The 18,196-nt window shown below is 39.1% G+C and carries 16 protein-coding genes and 1 pseudogene; 5 read left to right on the forward strand and 12 right to left on the reverse strand.

Annotation, left to right across the window (positions count from 1 at the left end):
* The coding region (locus L2755_RS09425) for a hypothetical protein (protein WP_248980437.1) at positions 1-441 on the forward strand (441 nt) is incomplete at its 5' end.
* A 66-nt stretch (positions 442-507) separates the two neighbouring features.
* On the opposite strand, the gene L2755_RS09430 is transcribed toward L2755_RS09425, so the two are convergent.
* From L2755_RS09430 to L2755_RS09460, 7 genes are all read right to left on the reverse strand, one after another.
* Positions 508-975 (reverse strand): hypothetical protein, encoded by a 468-nt coding sequence (locus tag L2755_RS09430; RefSeq protein WP_248980438.1) that lies wholly within the window; start codon positions 973-975, stop codon positions 508-510.
* A 260-nt stretch (positions 976-1,235) separates the two neighbouring features.
* Positions 1,236-2,438, reverse strand: a complete 1,203-nt coding sequence (locus L2755_RS09435; protein ID WP_248980439.1) for a reverse transcriptase domain-containing protein — start codon at positions 2,436-2,438, stop codon at positions 1,236-1,238.
* Positions 2,439-2,568: 130 nt separating this feature from the next.
* Positions 2,569-4,815, reverse strand: coding sequence for a retron Eco8 family effector endonuclease (locus L2755_RS09440; RefSeq protein ID WP_248980440.1), 2,247 nt, complete (start codon positions 4,813-4,815; stop codon positions 2,569-2,571).
* Positions 4,816-4,861: 46 nt separating this feature from the next.
* Positions 4,862-5,443, reverse strand: a complete 582-nt coding sequence (locus tag L2755_RS09445) for a class I SAM-dependent methyltransferase (RefSeq protein ID WP_248980441.1) — start codon at positions 5,441-5,443, stop codon at positions 4,862-4,864.
* Positions 5,443-6,456 (reverse strand): HNH endonuclease family protein, encoded by a 1,014-nt coding sequence (locus tag L2755_RS09450; protein WP_248980442.1) that lies wholly within the window; start codon positions 6,454-6,456, stop codon positions 5,443-5,445. The genes L2755_RS09445 and L2755_RS09450 overlap by 1 nt, the downstream gene beginning before the upstream one ends.
* A gap of 2 nt (positions 6,457-6,458) precedes the next feature.
* Positions 6,459-6,875 (reverse strand): hypothetical protein, encoded by a 417-nt coding sequence (locus L2755_RS09455; protein WP_248980443.1) that lies wholly within the window; start codon positions 6,873-6,875, stop codon positions 6,459-6,461.
* Between the two features lie 44 nt (positions 6,876-6,919).
* The gene (locus L2755_RS09460; RefSeq protein WP_248980444.1) at positions 6,920-7,498 is read right to left on the reverse strand and encodes a hypothetical protein; all 579 of its coding nucleotides are present in this window, start codon (positions 7,496-7,498) and stop codon (positions 6,920-6,922) included.
* Positions 7,499-8,532: 1,034 nt separating this feature from the next.
* Here L2755_RS09460 and L2755_RS09465 point away from each other — a divergent pair.
* A complete protein-coding gene (locus L2755_RS09465) occupies positions 8,533-8,781 on the forward strand; it encodes a hypothetical protein (protein ID WP_248980445.1) in 249 nt (82 codons plus the stop codon).
* 5 nt (positions 8,782-8,786) lie between these two features.
* Positions 8,787-9,191 carry a PD-(D/E)XK nuclease superfamily protein gene (locus tag L2755_RS09470; protein WP_248980446.1) on the forward strand — a complete coding sequence of 135 codons (405 nt, stop codon included), beginning with the start codon at positions 8,787-8,789 and terminating at the stop codon, positions 9,189-9,191.
* 490 nt (positions 9,192-9,681) lie between these two features.
* Here L2755_RS09470 and L2755_RS09475 read toward each other — a convergent pair whose 3' ends face one another.
* Both L2755_RS09475 and miaE read right to left on the reverse strand, forming a co-directional pair.
* A complete protein-coding gene (locus L2755_RS09475; protein ID WP_248980447.1) occupies positions 9,682-11,319 on the reverse strand; it encodes a recombinase family protein in 1,638 nt (545 codons plus the stop codon).
* A gap of 37 nt (positions 11,320-11,356) precedes the next feature.
* Positions 11,357-11,488 (reverse strand): annotated as a pseudogene (gene miaE / locus L2755_RS09480) (tRNA isopentenyl-2-thiomethyl-A-37 hydroxylase MiaE); the annotation flags it as partial.
* Between the two features lie 206 nt (positions 11,489-11,694).
* Between miaE and L2755_RS09485 the strand changes: the two are divergent.
* Positions 11,695-12,291: a Yip1 family protein gene (locus tag L2755_RS09485; RefSeq protein ID WP_248980448.1), complete on the forward strand. Its 597-nt coding sequence runs from the start codon at positions 11,695-11,697 to the stop codon at positions 12,289-12,291.
* A gap of 117 nt (positions 12,292-12,408) precedes the next feature.
* On the opposite strand, the gene glnS is transcribed toward L2755_RS09485, so the two are convergent.
* The 3 genes from glnS to L2755_RS09500 all read right to left on the reverse strand — a co-directional run bounded on the left by glnS (position 12,409) and on the right by L2755_RS09500 (position 16,787).
* On the reverse strand, positions 12,409-14,079 hold the full coding sequence (gene glnS / locus L2755_RS09490; protein WP_248980449.1) for a glutamine--tRNA ligase: 1,671 nt from the start codon (positions 14,077-14,079) through the stop codon (positions 12,409-12,411).
* A 181-nt stretch (positions 14,080-14,260) separates the two neighbouring features.
* Positions 14,261-16,555 carry a Fe(2+) transporter permease subunit FeoB gene (gene feoB, locus L2755_RS09495; protein WP_248980450.1) on the reverse strand — a complete coding sequence of 765 codons (2,295 nt, stop codon included), beginning with the start codon at positions 16,553-16,555 and terminating at the stop codon, positions 14,261-14,263.
* Positions 16,548-16,787, reverse strand: a complete 240-nt coding sequence (locus L2755_RS09500) for a FeoA family protein (protein ID WP_202285423.1) — start codon at positions 16,785-16,787, stop codon at positions 16,548-16,550. The genes feoB and L2755_RS09500 overlap by 8 nt, the downstream gene beginning before the upstream one ends.
* Before the next feature lie 504 nt (positions 16,788-17,291).
* Here L2755_RS09500 and L2755_RS09505 point away from each other — a divergent pair.
* Complete coding sequence (locus L2755_RS09505) at positions 17,292-18,194, forward strand: DmsE family decaheme c-type cytochrome (protein ID WP_283102776.1); 903 nt, start codon at positions 17,292-17,294, stop codon at positions 18,192-18,194.
* The last annotated feature ends 2 nt before the right edge of the window (positions 18,195-18,196 follow it).

The raw sequence follows: 18,196 nt of genomic DNA on the forward strand, positions 1-18,196 counted from the left end.
CCTCCTTTTACCCAAAAATGGAGAATTAACATGAACAACCTACAACAACTATTCAACACATGGCTCGAATCAATAAAAAACAATGAAGTAGCTTTCCTTAAATACTATTCAAAACTAGCGAAAAATCATAATGCTTTTGGTGTAAGTCAAGCTTTTGGGAAGTGGCTTAATCACAACGATATCACTGAGTATTTACTATTAGCTGAAAATAATAAAGTAGATTACTCTAATGCATCCCTATATAAAGAAATATCTCGATATCGAGCACATGAAGCCATTAAGTTAATGAAAAAAACCGCTATCGAGACAGAGTTAGATGAATTAGTTTTAACACTTTTCTCAGCCACCTCAGAAATCAACAACGAATGCTCATGCTTTTTGGAAGATATACTCGTTGATTTAAATGATAATTTTGCAAAGTGTGTAGAATACGCTAATTAAATTGCCTAAAAAAGTGCCTGCTAGTATAAGAACTCAAAAATCAGCTAGCAGGCAATTTCAATAGGTTCATTCCACTATATTATTAGCAGACTTACCCAACCGCTTCATCAGCACATCAAACATCAGCCCAGCAAAGCCTTTTGCTTCTGCTTCATTAGAAAGTAGCTTCATCGCCATATCGTTATGAACATCCGTACTTTCAATAACTGCATCGTTGATTGAAGTCGGGAACTTACCGAGCATTGCTTGTTCTTTGGTGTTGCTACGTAGCTGATCCATTACCGTTTCATTTTCAGAGATCTTTCCAGCAATTGTATTGGCATAATTGAGCATATCGTTTTCAGATAAACCATCTTCAATAAATAGGTCATTCATGTGATCAATAATTTCATTGAGCAATTCAGTCTTAGGGTCTTTCGGTGCAGAGCCAGAGCCTTCTTTACTTGGAACCAAGTAAGGCTTTGGTTCTTCACCCACTTTATTACCTAACTGTAAATCAGCTTCTCTTTTCTCGTGCAAACGATAGTGAGTCATTGCCACATCACTACGAACAATATAATCTTCAATAGCATCGAAGCGCAATAGAGGGTGTAAATGCTTGGCAAATACACTTAAAGGTCAGTAACGGCTCAGGCTTTTTAGTGGTTGGGTCTTTGAGTTGCCTGTCCTTCATATACTGATGAAACGATCAAATAGATAGAAATAAAGGGAGGTAATGATAAACATAGCCCTCCTATATTTGTATTTGTGATACCGATTAATTATAATTGTGTGGCTAGTGAGAGCAAAGTACTTTAATTATTTTGAAGTATTACATTATTTTGGATGCTTAAAACTAACCTCTCAATATCAGAAATCAATTTGTTATATTTATCTGTTGATTTTTTATCAATGCAATAATATTTCTCATCATATTTTAAGATTGAAATCAAATATGAGCGGTAGCCAACTAATTTATTTAAAATCTGATCTTTGCAATACCTTTCTACATGCTCTTTTTTTATTGGTTTATAATTAAAGTACTTGTCAGAGACTTTAAAATCAAACAGCTTTGTCATAATTACTTCTGCAGTTTTGTGCTGCTCTAATTCGTGAATCAATTTTCCAATTAGATATGTTTTTTTGTTTGAGATTCTAATACTACCTTGTCCATCTGAATAGTTCGTGCCTTCGATTGTGTAACCGTTTAGAGATAAAGTATTGGTTGCCTTCACGGTCTTTTTTTTGTTTAATTTAAACCCGATAACATTAACTATAAGTGATATTTCTTGGATAAATCTGTCTGTATGTAGAAAACTAAACTTTTTATTTTTGGATTTACCAAATAAAATAAAATCAAGCGATAAATCAATGCTTTCAGAATTAGACTTTGATGAAAACAACATGTCATCTGCATATCGAGTATAGATTATATCATTTTGAGAGCAGTAGTCTTCAATGATAATATCTATTTTCCTGAAAATGATATTAGAGATTACAGGTGATGTTTTAAATCCCATCGGAAGAATGCTCTTCCCTGAAAACACTTTATTTTTTGATTCTTTAGGAACTTGGTATGTCACAAGATTAACAAATCCATTTAAAACTCTCTGCTTCATTTTTTCATCTAAAAACTCATCAGAAAAATAACTTCCAAACGAATCTCTTATCAATTTCTTCGATATAGAATGGAAAAAATTTTTTAGATCAACTCTCATGAAGTAATAATTGTTTCTATGAGGCTCAAGAAAGTCTAAATAGGATTTATTTACAACATAAGCTTTAGCTGCGCCGTTGAGAGGTATATTAGATAAAAAGTTTGCAACTAGTCTCTCCTGCACTTTCAGAAGAACCTTTGTATCAGGATGATGATTATTTAACTTGTAAACAAACTTATTTCCTAATTTAAACTCTACAACCATTGCAGGGTCTATAACTGGTATGCCTGACTGGGGGCTGAACTTGCTATATCCAGAGATAACTCGTTCAGTAAAAAATTCTTTATCTACATTAATCATTGTTCTATCTCGATACATTGAACATCTTTTCACGTTCGTGCTTCAAAAGTGACCAGTGTGACCAAGTAATCACAACTAGTACTCAGCAGAGCTAGGAGCGTCAAGCGCTCACTTGAATAATCAAGTCCCTTTATTCTATCGATTTAGAAACGTGATCGATAATACCATTAATTTCAGGGAAATAGTATCTGAATTGGGAAATAAATTTATAGCTACTATCATTTTTTTCGCCTTTTTCCATATACTCTAAACTGAAATTGAGGAAACTAGTTACCCAACCTCCAGTCTTCGACAATTTACAAGGAAAGTTTTTCATATAAACATCTTTAAAAAGTTCAACATCACCTCTAAGTTCTTTTGATAATTTTGGGTAAGCTGAATTTGAGCAGCTAACTAAAGTGTCTGTTTTACCTTCAAATAAAAGCCTGAAAATAGTTATCAAGTATTCTATACTGTATTCTTTATCTCTTATTTCTTTAATAATTGTTCTTATATATTTTATTTTTATTTTTTTTGAAAATAGAGTTTGCGAGGCTGACAACGTTCCTTCGTATACAGGTTGCGCAAATATCCCTAAATAAGCTGTTTTAACATTGCCGCTCTTTTTGAAGGCTCTTGATAATCCGTCTAGCCTTTGAGCAGCATCACCTTTCCCTCCAACATAAGTATTATTCTTAAATTCAGAAATTATCCATAAAAAGAAAATACCGATACTTTTATCATTAATAAAGCTTCCTTCTATAGTTGTGCTGGTTATATATTTCTTTGATTTTGCGACAGTTACCTTATTAATTCTTTTGATGAAGTTATAGTATCTAAAGTGTTTAAATGATGCTTTACTTTCCACTAAATCCTTTTCTTTACCATCCTGCCCTAACATGCCAAGCAATGATCTTTTTAACTTGTAATCTTCAGTACCCCATATGGAAAATTTAAATTTATCTCTTTCTTCCAGTAAATTTACTTCTTTCGTTAAGAAAGTGATTGCGCCATTATTACTATTTATAGAGATCATTTTATCGGCATCGTATAAAATAAGGTATGGAATAGAAAGTTTAGAGTTAGTAGGATTTATTGCCTTAAGCATAACCTCATTTGTACGGTAGACGTCTATATTCCTTAGACATTTGAATTTATTATTAAGGGCTAGATTACCAAATATTTCAAGCTCAGTCTCTCCCTCTACAAATAGAATGTACTCACTAAAAAACAATCTTGCTTCGTTATCACTAAAAACATTTAAAAACCGCTTATCCCTGTAGTGAGAGCTGATTTCCTTAGCAACCGTTGAATGATTGTTTTTTACAAGTTGTATTATTTTATGTTCTCCACCACTACTAAATAGTTTAATTACCATTTTTACAATATTAGGAGAGTGAGTTGAGAATATTATTGTTGGATTTGGTGTCTTGTATTTACCAAGTTCTATATCATTAGTTCTGCTTTTATAACTATCGTAAGTATTAAATAAATGCTGAATTAACTCCTCGTTTCTTTTTGGATGCAACCCTATTTCTGGTTCATCTACGAAAATTGTAGGTTGTATATACTCTCGGCGAGTCAAGGCAATTAATAAGTCAAGAAACATTTCTAGATATTTATGCGAATTTGTACCATCGGACTGTGAATCTAATTTATTCCCATTTATATTAAATGTATGCCCATCTAACCCAACCTTAATATAGTTATGAATTAACTCTTGATATTCATAAGGAGTTGTTTTAGTTATCGAAGATATTTTTTGTACATAATCTTTATATGAATTACTTTTAGGAGATATTTTTGAGTCAATGTAGGATATATGTTCATCTTTATTAAGTTTATTAGCACTTAAAAACTTAAGTTCACTAACAATACCCCAGAGTTTACTCCAGTCATACAAATCTAATCGGCGTGTATCTACACTATAAAAAGGGAAGATCCGTTTTATAATTCCTCTAACTGCTGGATCTTTGTCAGACCAGTATACTGCTCCACTCTTATTAATAGTTAGAGTCAGTGAGTATGTATAAGTATTACGCCAAAAATTACTTTTTTTAACTATGTAGCCCAGTTGGTTAGCTTGCTCACTTTTAAAAAGTGATTTATATATATTTCTTTGGTAATCACTTTTGTCTTTTTTTGAACTTACAACATGCTTTATTTTAGTAGTGTCAAAGACTAATGTTATGCTACCAGTTGCTGAATAATTTGAAAGTAACTGTGGCGGAACATTCTGCTCATCATTTAGTTTCGAATAGAAGTAATCAATTATTTTTAGTAAGTTTGTTTTCCCTGAGTTATTCCTACCTACAATACAATTTATATCTTTGAAATCATCTATGGAAAAATCCTCAAAGGATAATAAATTTTTTATTCTTACTGATTTTATACCCACTTTCAACACACCTTTTTACTAATGAACTCTGACAAACTTCAATATATCAATGTGACTTTTTAATGATAATGTTCAACCAAATTTCATCCCTATCAGGTCGCTTATCTGTTGTTTTCCATAGACTCTTTAATTTCAAATCCACTAAGTTTTTAGTAAGATAATTAAAGCGACATTCATCCATGTCAGTAAACAGTCTTCCACCTTTTTCTCGCTGTTTGATTCCGTACTTAAAAGACGCATACCAAACACCATTAGGCTTAAGAGAGCGAGATAACACCTTTATAGTTTCAAGTAACTGACCTTCAGGAACATGAAGCAGTGAAGCACAGCTCCAAATGGCATCGTATCGCTCAACATCATCAACTTGGTCAAAACGTTTTAGCTGTACATCTAAACCCGTCACTATTCTTGCTCGTTTAACCATCTCGCTGGATGCGTCTATCGCATCCACTCGAAACCCCTTATCTAAGAATGCCTTACTGTCTCGTCCTGAACCACAACCTGCATCAAGAATTAATGCATTATTGGGTAACAAATCCACAAATGGAAGATATAGCTCTTCCATATCAACACCAATAGTGTTTTCAAAGAAGTCATCAGCGTTGTCTTGGTAATATTGAATACTCATTAGAAAGTAATTATTCCTTTAATTTCAGGATGCCATTCGTGAATAGCTGTTTGTTTAGCTTCAGCATACTGACTTTGTAAGAAGTTAGCTCTTTGCCTCTCATTTTTACCTGTTTGCTGAATTAAAGTTTCACGAAGAGGGAGGTGGCTGTTAATGAAATACTCATTTCGCTTGTGTAGCTTTCTTAGGAGAGCAATATTAGGTACCTTGGCAAACTTACCATTTTCTCCTCTATTACACATTTTACAAGCTAACACGAGGTTCCAAACACCATTCACGTTTTGAATAGTGTCTTTGAGCATCCAAGGGAAGAAGTGATCTACATCAGCAAGAGCTGGTGAGTCACTATCAATACTAATATGGTCATAGCAATAGAAGCAATGTCCCTTTTGATAGCCGTTTAAACTATCACGGCAACTGGTGATATCAACTCGCCTTTCTTTGTCACTGGTGAATAATGTTTTAAGCTCTTTATCGTACTCAACCGAAATTAGGCTTCGTGATACGCCCATCTTCCAACCTTGCTCAACTAATCTCCAACGGGCTTCGGTTTCATTCGAAAAACTCTCAAACTGCTGACTTTCCGATAAAGTGAAAAAGTTATCAGTCAGGCGAATGCCTTTATGGGATTTCCGTTCATCTAGAAAAAACCGTTGTGCTATTTCTGAATTATTAACATTGTGGAATGCGTCTATAACATTATTAAAACCGAGTTTTACTGTTGAGTTGATTAGAGCATCTTTACTTATGTGTCCGTCATTATAAGACACGCAACTATCAATAAACTTACTTGATTTGGATGTGATTTGCTTAGGGGTATGCTTGAGGTGTTCGCAAAGGTGATGACTAAACGGTTCAGCCAATTCCTCTAGCGTGACAAGGTCATTTGATGACCTGTTTAGCTCATACAATGATTTTGCCAAAGCAAACTTATATGCAGCCACATTGCGCCCAAATAAGATAATTGAACGCCAATAGTTTTCTAATGAGGGATCAACTTGATAAAACTCCATGACTATAAATTAGCCTTTATCGAATTATCACTTTTCCCCAGTCCCTTCATCAACACATCAAACATCAGTCCAGCAAAGCCTTTCGCTACTGCTTCATTAGAAAGTAGTTTCATCGCCATTTCGTTATGAACATCCATACTTTCGATAACGGCATCGTTGATTGATGTAGGGAACTCACCCAGCATTGCTTGTTCTTTGGTGTTGCTGCGTAACTGATCCATTACCGTTTCATTTTCAGAGATCTTCCCAGCAATCGTATTGCCATAATTGAGCATATCGTTTTCAGATAAACCATCTTCAATAAATAGGTCATTCATGCGATCGATAATTTCATTGATCAATTCAGTCTTAGGATCTTTCGGTGCAGCGCTAGAGCCTTCTTTACTTGGAGCCAGGTAAGGTTTTGGTTCTTCACCCACTATATTACCTCCTATATTCACAGCATGTCACGATACTTAAACCCTTATCGGTTAAGTATTACTTTTGGTTTGCATGCTGAAACGTCAGTAGAGTATGTATTGCTCTGTGTTCCAGCACGCCCATCTGACCATGTAACAGTGAACTTAAGGCGATTCATATCAGGAGTATATCTAACTGCTACAGCGGCTTCCTCACCTAAATTAGTTAACTTATGGTTGGGCAGATATTCTACTCCATTACGTATGATTTCTGCTGGATGGTCTATGAAGAAAAACCCCATATCCATAGCATCATGACTACCAGTGTTCTTCAATATGACTTGAAATTGAGTGTCTTCTGTAACACTAATATCAACCTCAAACTTAGCTTTGAGACTTTCCTCCTTCGCAAGCGTTTTTAAGCACCTTGTATCCTCAAGTTCAGCTTTCTTTTCTTTTAGGAGTAGGACATTCAACTTATTTTGGTTTTCGGCGTACTCTGCGTTTATTAAACCTTGCTTAGTATTGACACGCCTAGACCATACGAACATACAGATATTTGCACCGAAACCTACAAAGGCTAACGCAAATGCCCCCAAAGCTATAAGGTCGCTCTTACTCCATTCTTGTGCTGCCTCTACCATTCCTTTTAATCCTATTAAGCTACAACTTATAGTTCTAACGAAATTTACATGATTTAATTTTTAAACACAAAGAAAGCAAGGAAACCTCTAAGCGACCGTCAGGTGACCGTTTAAAAAAATTAGTATCAGAGGCTTGCATCGCAGTTTTTGTGAATGCTGAACTGGGGGAAGGATTGTGCATGCGCCCCTCACTGAAGTATCCGCACATGCTTCACTCAAAAGCAAACAAGTTCAGGAACTGATTCGTGTTAGCCTAGATAGCCCGTACCGACACGTAGATGGACAGAAGTGGGTTAGTGCAACCACTCTAGTTAGTCTGACATTGATTAGAAAAAGTATCTTAGTTTATTCAAAAGCCCCAATTCGCTACTACCCCTTTATCGCTAAGTTAAGGCTTCTTCATAAGTAGTATAGTAGTGTCTATTTATACAGTTGTGAATAACTCGCCTCAAAGCGTCAAAAATTGGACTTCAAATTCATGTAAGGCCTCATAACGAATTTTAATAACTAATTAGTGCAACCTACAGTAAAATAAAAAAACACCACAGAGAGCGTAAAAAATCACTTTGCACGACCTCAAAAAAAACAACCGCCGATTTAAACAGATAAAGCTAAGTTTCCGTATAAATATTCACCAACTTGCGATAGGTAGTAAAAGCCATTAAAAACAACAACTAAGAACCACACCTTATTCTCTTACCCCATTTTAAACCACTTACTCACAACTTATCCACAGACTAAGGGGTGTAGATCTATTTGCGGAATGATTTAGCTGTGATATATTGTGTTTGTGTTAAGAGAAAAGCACTATATGTTGTGTTTTTAAAATTATGGGAAATAGAGGTCAATTAAAGAAAAGAGAGTGGAACCCCCCAACTAAGACGTCAGGGGTGATAGACGTCAAACAGCGCTATTAACAAGGATTGTCGAGATCCTCATGGAAGCGTGAGCCTGTTAACACATTCAAAACAGAGCTTATACCTTCCAGAAGTTAATGGCAAGACTATTTTGCCTAGGTATAGGACAGTAATAACATGGCTATAAATCGTAAGTCTACATCTAAATCGTTAGCATCAAAAGCATCGAAGGTGCTTAACAATCCATCATCATCTAAAGCTGCCAAAACACTTGCTGCATCTGCCCTTGCGCAGAAATCTAACTCTAAACAAACCAGTGCAAAGGTTGAAACCTTAGCATCAACTGTGATGAGAAGTAACAAGTACAGCGGTAACACTAAGCAGCTTGCTGCTTCTGTTCTATCACAATCAAATAAAGCGAGGTAACTCAAATGTCTAGACAACAACTGTTAGATGATGTGGCATGTGTGATTGAAGGTAATGGCTTTGAAGAAAGCAGCGATGGATTGCCTTTTACATATCAACGGAATGTGAGATACCCAAGTATTATTGATGGTAAAAGGGATACTGCGCACTTCCTCCTCCATACTAGAGATGGGAGTATACAGTTAGTCGTTAAATACCAAGAGGTTAATGGTACTGCGATTGAGAAGTTGGGCTATACAGCGCTGGATGCAAACCGTACACCCCATCAACAATATCTTGTTGTTTGTGGTGGTGATAAGTTACTCAGTCAGGGAATCGATTTTCTAAATGATAGAAAAAGTATAGCCCCTAAGCTCCATGCGCTTGATGTGCATGAACTTGATGAATTAATACCAAACTTAGTTCATTAACAGCTATTGGCTGCACATATTGCTGCTGTGTGGCCTTTCTTTCGTATCTAAATTAATTGGGTCAGAGTAAAATTTAGCGGTGTCATTTTCGAAAACAGGAATAACACATGCTCCAACCTTTGGCTCAAGCCTGTCATCCATAATTTGATTTTTTGTACGCCAAAAGACTATGGTTCCAGAGTTGACGAAATCACGAGCCAACTCACTTTGGGGCATTTCCGAGTTAGATCTTTAAATCTAATTAGTGAGTTTCGGATTAAAATTTCTATGCTGAGTGAGTTCAACTACAAATGAGTGGTCAAATTCACCGTACCACTACAATTACTATGCAACTGCATAGCAAACTAATGCAGAGACGATATCGCATTTTGAATAATATTTTGTTTGACTTAGTCAGTTATTCTTAACAATCCTGATTATTAACAAAATAACCACAAATTTGAATGCCTAGCTTAGAGCAGGTATTTCCCCTATCAAGCTTGCTTTATGTTTAGTTAATCACCACTTGTTTAGGGTAAAGGTAAACAATAGCCTTTACTTTGGCATCCAATTGGGTAATTTCTCCTTTGTCCATAAATAGCTCATCTGCTTCTTGGTCATTCAAAAGTTTATCGCCTACATAAATCTGGACATTATCATTGTAGAGATCTCCCATATCTGCGAAATTTTTTTCAATAATATATGCTTCTTCTTTTCTAGAAAACCTAAGGTACTTTATTGATTTTCTAACATCCTCATGATCAACATAAACTTCATCTTCTTTTAGAACCATCTTGTAACCTAACTGCTGACACATAAGGTTAAATTTCTTAGCATCTTTGGTTATTTCTTCAATTTTCTGTAGATCAAATATATTTTTACCACTAACTAAGAGCAAAGCTTCATCACGCTCTTTTTTTAGTCCATCCAAGGTCTGACTTGCCTTACTGAGCATTTTAAAAATCGAGTCCATAAGGGAGTTTTCAGATTCGACCAATTTGCTTTGTAACAGATCTATCTTTTCATTCATTTTAGTTATTTCAAAATCAAGCATTGAAATTGTGCCTTTCGCCTCTTTACTTTGGGTATTCTGAAGAAGATGACCTAGATAGAAGTGCTCTAAATGTGAGCGAAAGAAGTAGTAAGGTATCAAATAAGGATATGTACCTTTTGACTGACATGCATCCCCTCCCATACGTTGTTTATGGCTACACCGTAACACTGGCCATGAATGCTTCGACTTTTGTATCGAACAGCCTTTTCCACAATGACCACACTGAACCAAGCCGCTGATGTGCCATTCACGTTTTGGGTTTACATTTTTGTGCAGTTTATTTTTATGGATAGATTGAACCTTATAAAACAACGCCTCATCAACAGCAGCATCGTAAACCTTGTACCTCTCTACTTTATTAATCCACCAATAACCCAACACTACATCAGAGGTTAACCACTTCATGACGGTCGCAGGGTTCATTTCCCGCACTCTTTTAATCTCTGGATACCTCTCTTTCAATATCCGCAATATGTTTCTTTGCCCATTGCCAGAAACATACAGTTCAAACATATCCTTAATTACTTGGGAGTTTGTGTTTAACTTACCATTTTTATTAAGCCAGAACGGCTTTCTAAGATTTGGGGTAACGCCTTTTCGAGCTTCATCTCTGCGCTTATTGTAACTACCCAGTACTCGTTCTGAACGGTTTTGAGATTCAGCAAAAGCACCATGAATCTCTACTAATAATTTAACTTGTATTCCTAGGTCATCTTCCCCTTTAGGGCCATATCGAGCATCATCTTTTGCGGTTACGATGGTAACACCTGCTTTCCAGATCCTCCGCAGTAACTCTTGAGTTTCGGATACTTTCATACGAGAGAGCCGTGAGAAGCGCTCGACAAGCACAATAGATCCACGCTCAACTAGACCTGTTTCAATGTCATCAACAAGAAGACCGAGCGATCCTTTTAAGTGCTCCCCTGTACGCCCAGACATAGCTTTATCTTCATAAAGTCCAGCCTCAACAGCCCAATCTTGATTTTTTAACAACCAACTTTTCTGGGCTTCACCCTGCCGATATAATGAACTCCCACCTTCCTGCCCCTTACTACTAAATCGCTGATATAAATATACTTTAGTTAAAATACTCATGAATACGCCTTCACTAAACCCTTTATCTGCACACATTAGCATAAAGCTCACAGTTACAATGATCAATGAGCAATCCTTTCAGTTGCTCTGGCTTTTTGGCCTCTTCAATCCAACTGTCTGGTGTTTCACACTTTAAAAATGAATAAATAGGGGCAAGTAACTGCTGCATGCTGGGGCTCTTTGCTCTGTTCATTAAGCTGACTATTTTATCAGTTATTCTCTGCACAATCCTAGCTTAACACCTATGCTTAAAATGATTGGCTTGACTCTTGGTTGGTTTTGTTCAATAAATAGCCTCAGAGCTGTAAAAAGTTCGTCTGCAGTTTGGCGAGCCAATTTAATCTAAAAGTTAAATGCTAAACAAGGATAACTATAATGATATTGAATCACTTAATGGGGCTTTACACTCATCCAAAAGAAGAGTGGCACACCATTGAAAAAAATCACGAAGCACTTCGAAGTAGCTTAAGTCACATATTAATCGTTGCACTCATTCCCGCTATTTGTACCTTTTTTGCAACCTCACAAATAGGCTGGGATCTTGGCGTCGGAGAGCGTCAGTTTTTAACAACTGATAGTGCACTCATCATGTCTACAGGTATGTACTTTGGCCTTATAGCTGGCGTATTCGCACTGGCATATCTTGCTTTTTGGATGGCGAAAACCTTTGATGCAGACCCTAGTTACTCCCAGGCATTAGAACTTGCTGCCTATACTGCCACCCCGCTATTTATGGTCGGTTTAGCCACTTTATATCCAACACTATGGTTCATTATGATTGTTGGCCTAGCAGGCTTAGCCTACTCGGTTTACCTGCTCTACACTGGCGTGCCCATCATTATGAATATTCCCGAAGAGAAAGGCTTTATCTATGCCAGCTCAGTCGTCACTGCTGGATTAGTACTTTTAGTTGGCTTGATGGGAACAAGCGTGATCTTATGGAGTGTCGGTTTCGGCCCCATGTATCAATAGTACTTACATTGCGTGTTAGCTATACCAGTTAGCCCCGCTCTTTGTAGAAGACACAAAAAAGCCGACGTGATGTCGGCTTTTTAGATCAATAAGCAAAATTGCTCAATATGGGTTAACTTAAGCGAAAGTCTCGCGTAGCGGAACGGTCAAGTTAAACACAAGGTTTTCTTTAGTAGAATCTTTACTATCCGCACAGAAATAGCCTTCACGCTCAAACTGGTAAGCTTTTTCAGCGGCGGCATCGACTAAACCAGCTTCAACGAAACCGTGCTTAACGGTTAATGACTGTGCATTGAGCACCTCATCAACAGATTCTGCTGCAGCAGGATTAGCGGCGCTAAATAAACGCTCATATAAGCGGAACTCGGCAGGCTTAGCAGTAGATCCCTCAACCCAATGTATAACACCTTTCACTTTACGACCGTCACTTGGATTTTTGCCCAATGTTTCATCGTCATAAGTACAGTAAATAGTGGTTACATTGCCGTCAACGTCTTTATCACAACGCTCAGCTTTAATGACATAAGCATTACGTAAACGCACTTCCTTACCTTGTACTAAGCGCTTGAACTTCTTGTTAGCTTCTTCACGGAAATCATCTGCGTCGATGTATAGCTCACGAGAAAATGACAGTGGGCGCTTACCCATCTCTTCATTGCTCGGGTGTATCGGCGCTTGAACAATCTCTACTTGATTCTCTGGGTAGTTTTCAATCACCAATTTAATCGGATTGATCACTGCCATTGCCCGTGGAGCATGCTCATTGAGCTCTTCACGAATACAAGCATCCAACATGGCAACTTCAATCATGTTTTCTTGCTTGGTCACACCGATGCGCTGACAAAACTCACGAATTGAAGCGGCGGTGTAGCCTCGGCGTCTAAAGCCTGCAATGGTCGGCATACGTGCATCGTCCCAACCAGAGACAAGATTACGCACCACAAGGTCATTTAGCTTACGCTTAGACATCAATGTGTATTCAAGGTTTAATCTTGAGAACTCATACTGACGTGTACGGTCAGGTGCTTGGAAATCATCGAGATGATCCAGTACCCAATCATACAATCGGCGATTGTCTTGGAACTCCAGCGTACAAAGCGAGTGAGTAATATTTTCAATCGCATCAGAGATACAATGGGTAAAGTCATACATAGGGTATATGCACCACTTGTCGCCAGTCTGGTGATGATGAGCAAAACGAATACGATAGATAATCGGATCGCGCATACACATAAACGGCGATGCCATATCGATCTTGGCTCTTAATGCACACTCACCCTCTTTGAACTCGCCGTTACGCATTTTCTCAAATAACGCGAGGTTCTCTGCAGGTGTTGTATCGCGGTATGGGCTATTTTTACCTGGCTCTTTCAATGTGCCACGGTATTCACGCGTCTGTTCTGCATTTAAAAAACAAACGTATGCCAAGCCTTTAGTGATCAACTCAACCGCGTATTGATGCAGCTGATCAAAGTAATTTGAAGAATAGCGAATGTCGCCGCTCCACTGGAACCCAAGCCACTGCACATCAGCCTGAATAGAGTGAACATAATCAATGTCCTCTTTTTCAGGGTTGGTATCGTCAAAACGTAAGTTACATTGACCTTTATAGTCTTGTGCAATACCAAAGTTTAGGCAGATAGACTTTGCGTGGCCGATATGAAGAAAACCATTAGGCTCTGGTGGAAAGCGAGTATGCACACTGCTGTGCTTACCGCTGGCAAGATCTTCATCTATGATATTACGTATGAAGTTACTAGGACGTACTTCAGTGTCCACATGACTCATGGAATTCCTCTTTGCGAACGATGATTAATGGCGAAAAAGCATAATCCTACAGATCCATAATTGGGTCAACGGTTCACGCTTAAAAACACGGGCGAATGGTTACAGCATAGCCATTTAAAGACTAAAAAGCAGCGATTCATCGCTGCTTTTGTTTATACACATTAAGTATACGCTAATCGCGCTATTCGGTAATCACTTTAATACCAGGAATAATCGTTTGTGTTTTTCTGCCTTTCTTCTTAAGCCACACATAAAACACGGCCAGTGCGCTAATGAAGAAACCAATCCACAGGCTCGATTGCATCGGATGCTCTGCAAACGTCGCCCCTTGATAAAACACAGTGGCGGTACCGTATGCCAAACCGAAGGTCCAAAGCCCAGCAAATGCAGCCCAGCGTCCGCCAAACTCGTGAACCAATGCGCCCATAGCGGCAACACAAGGTGTATACAGCAGAATAAATAGTAAGTAGGCAAACGCCGCGGTGACACCAGAAAAGCCAGCTTGTAGTGCACTAAAGGTAGAAGTATCAACTTCGAGCTCTGCAGATGCAGCTTCTATAGAAGATACATCACCCACTGATATAGACAGCGGATCTTCGAGTGCAATACCAAATAAGTTCTCTGGGATCGTCGCGAACGCTTCGCTGAATGTTTCAGATAAAGGCGCTAACTCTTCATCGCCCGTACTACCATCTGAATAGAGGCTGTTTAACGTACCGACAACGGCTTCCTTAGCAAAAATACCCGTGATAATACCCACAGTTGCCGGCCAGTTATTTTGCTCTACACCCATTGGGCCAAAGAACGGTGTCACCTTTTGGCTTGCCACACTCAGTATTGATTCAGAGCTATCTTCGTGGCCAAAGGTGCCATCTGTACCAATGGAATTGGCGAAGTTTAGCAAGGTTACCACGATGACAATCGTCTTACCTGCCCCCATGATAAAGCTCTTGGTACGCTTACCGGTTCGAGTCATTACCGTCTTAAACTTAGGTTTTTCATAACTCGGTAACTCCATCACTACCGCACTGCTGGTGCCTGGTAATAACGTCGATCGTAGCAGTAAACCTGTACCTATGGCCGCAAAAACACCAATCAGATAAAGCAAGAATACTAAGTTCTGCCCAGATTCCGGGAAGAAGGCTGCTGCAAACAATGCATATACAGGAAGACGTGCACCGCAAGACATAAACGGCGCCATCATGCCCGTTACGATACGCTCACGTTCGCTACCCAGTGTGCGCGTTGCCATAATGGCCGGTACTGAACAACCAAAGCCAACAATCATAGGTACGAAAGCACGGCCAGGTAGCCCAATACGACGCATTAAACCATCAACCACAAAGGCGGCGCGAGCCATATAGCCCGAGCCCTCTAACACTGAAAGCGCTAAGAAAAGAGCTGCGATAACCGGAATGAATGTCGCTACCGTTTGAATACCCGAGCCAACACCGCCAGCAACAATAGTCACCAGCCAAGTTGGTGAGCCCAAGCTGCTCATCAGTGCGCCGAAGTGGTCAACAAAAATGGCTCCTGCGGTAATATCGAAAAAGTCGATAAACGAGCTACCCACGTTGATACTAAACATAAACATTAAATACATCACAAACAGGAATACAGGGATCCCTGCGATTGGATGCAAGACAACTTTATCCAGCTTGTCGGTTAATGTTTCTGCGTTATCGCTTTTTACTGAACCACTAAAGACCTGTTCAACAAAATTAAAACGGGTTGTCGCCACCATTATCTCAATATCTTTACCTTGATTAGATAATGCTTGAGAGTATTGTTCTACTTCATTGCTCATCTGGCTATTTTTACACTTACCACAGCCTAAACCGTTGGCGAGCATCGCCAACGCGCGACCTCGACTCAACTGTTCATCTTGTGCAAGTAAATTAGTAACCCCAGATTCAATCTCTTTATCGTAATCTAGTATCAAAGGTGCTTCAGATACCTTGCCATCGAGCAAAGCAACAAACTGCTGCTTCACTTTATCAATATCTTGTTCATCACGAGAGCAAACAGCAACTACGGGACAGCCTAACTCTTTACTCATCTGTGCGACATCAATATGAATACCGCGACTCACGGCAGCATCGATTTTGTTTAACACTACAACTAAAGGGATGCCTAGTTCTCGCAATTGGACGGTAAGGTATAGATGACGTTCAATATTGGTCGCATCAACCAGGTTAATAATGCCGTCTATAGCTTGGTCTGCCAAATATTGCTGCGCAATTTGCTCATCCAGCGAACAGTCACAACTGTTGCCCGCGGGTAGCAGATCATAAATACCCGGGAGATCGGTTAGAAATACATCGGTACCTTGCAGTGCAAATTGACCTGTTTTCTTCTCAACCGTAACACCAGACCAATTACCAACTTGCTGGTTGGAGCCAGTAAGGGCATTAAAAAGTGTCGATTTACCCGCATTTGGGTTACCGACGGTGACGCAGTTAAATTGCTTATCCATTCGCTTTTTCGACCTCGATAATATCTGCTAAATCGCGACGCATGCATAATTTACTGCCTCGGATATCTAATTCTACGCCAGAGCCCATCGGCGCCCTGCGGATCAAAGAAAATCGAGTATTTGGAGTGATCCCCATCGAAAGGAGTTTACGTTTTACAACAGCGGGTAGATCAATTTGCCCTACCTGAGAAATTCTGGCGAAATCGCCCGGACTTAATTCACTTAACTTCATTGTGCATTCCACCTAATGACAGGTCTCGACTCTCTTTGAATTGTTATCGATTTTAAATGACCATGGGATTAAATAACTTTACCTAGATCAACATTTCAGACTGTAAACGATAATAATTTTCAATTGTGTTCTGTATTATGTGACAAAACTCTCAACTAATATACGACTCTCAAAAGATAAATCGTCTGCATCTAAGTCACACTGAATAATAATGGTTATTATTCACCCTTCTATCAAGTCATTAACCAGCAAACCTTAGCGTGATGCAGGTCACACTTTTGGTGTTAACCTTTAAATAGCAGCACTCCTAATACTAAATCGCCCTACATATGTTATGGGTTTGTCACGGTTTTGACCTATTATTTTAAATTAGTAATTTACACTTTTACTAATTTAACAATCCAAAAATAACGCATTAAAAGCGAATGGAATGGGAATGACATGATGAACAAGAACAGTGGATGGTTCTCAAGTAAGGTAGTGAACCTACTTTTGCTCACGGCAATGGCATTGAGTGTTAATGTCATCTCCGCCCCATGGGATGACCAACCGCCAGAAGAAGTAGAAGCGTTACTCGACAAAAAATTTGCCGAGGGGAAGTACTCATCTAAAGGTGCCGACACCTGCCTAATGTGCCATAGAAAAAGCCCAAAAGTGATGGCGCTATTCGATGGCGTTCACGGTAATGCCAATGTCAAAGGCTCCCCGATGGCCGATCTTCAATGCGAAGCTTGCCATGGCCCGTTAGGCAAACATAATCGCGGTGGCAAAGAACCAATGATCACCTTCGGTTCCAACTCTCCAGTCCCTGCCGAAAAACAGAACAGTGTTTGTATGAGCTGCCATAACGATGATGAGCGTATGGCATGGAGTGGTAACCACCACGACAATGCCGACGTCAGTTGTGCCAACTGCCATCAAGTTCATACCGGACACGACCCTATTGCAGATAGAGCTACCGAGGTTGCCGTTTGCACCAGTTGCCACACCCAACAGAAAGCCGATATGAACAAACGGTCTTCTCACCCGCTTAAATGGCAACAGATGGTCTGTAGCGATTGTCATAATCCACACGGCACACTCGCAGATGCCAGCCTCAAACAGATGAGCGTTAATGAGAACTGCTATTCGTGTCATGCCGAAAAACGCGGGCCGAAGTTATGGGAGCACGCCCCGGTCACTGATAATTGCGCCAGTTGTCATAATCCACATGGCAGTGTCAATGAAGCGATGCTTATCAGTAAGCCACCTATGTTATGCCAGCAATGCCACGCCTCTGTGGGTCATACTTCCAATGCAGTATTTGGTGGTAACCCCAATGCATTTAATGCTGGTCAAAGTTGTATGAACTGCCATTCACAAGTGCATGGTTCTAATCACCCATCTGGCAAGCTGCTGCAGCGCTAACA

Origin of the sequence: Shewanella abyssi (assembly GCF_023284025.1) — a bacterium.
GTDB classification, from domain to species: Bacteria; Pseudomonadota; Gammaproteobacteria; order Enterobacterales; family Shewanellaceae; genus Shewanella; species Shewanella abyssi.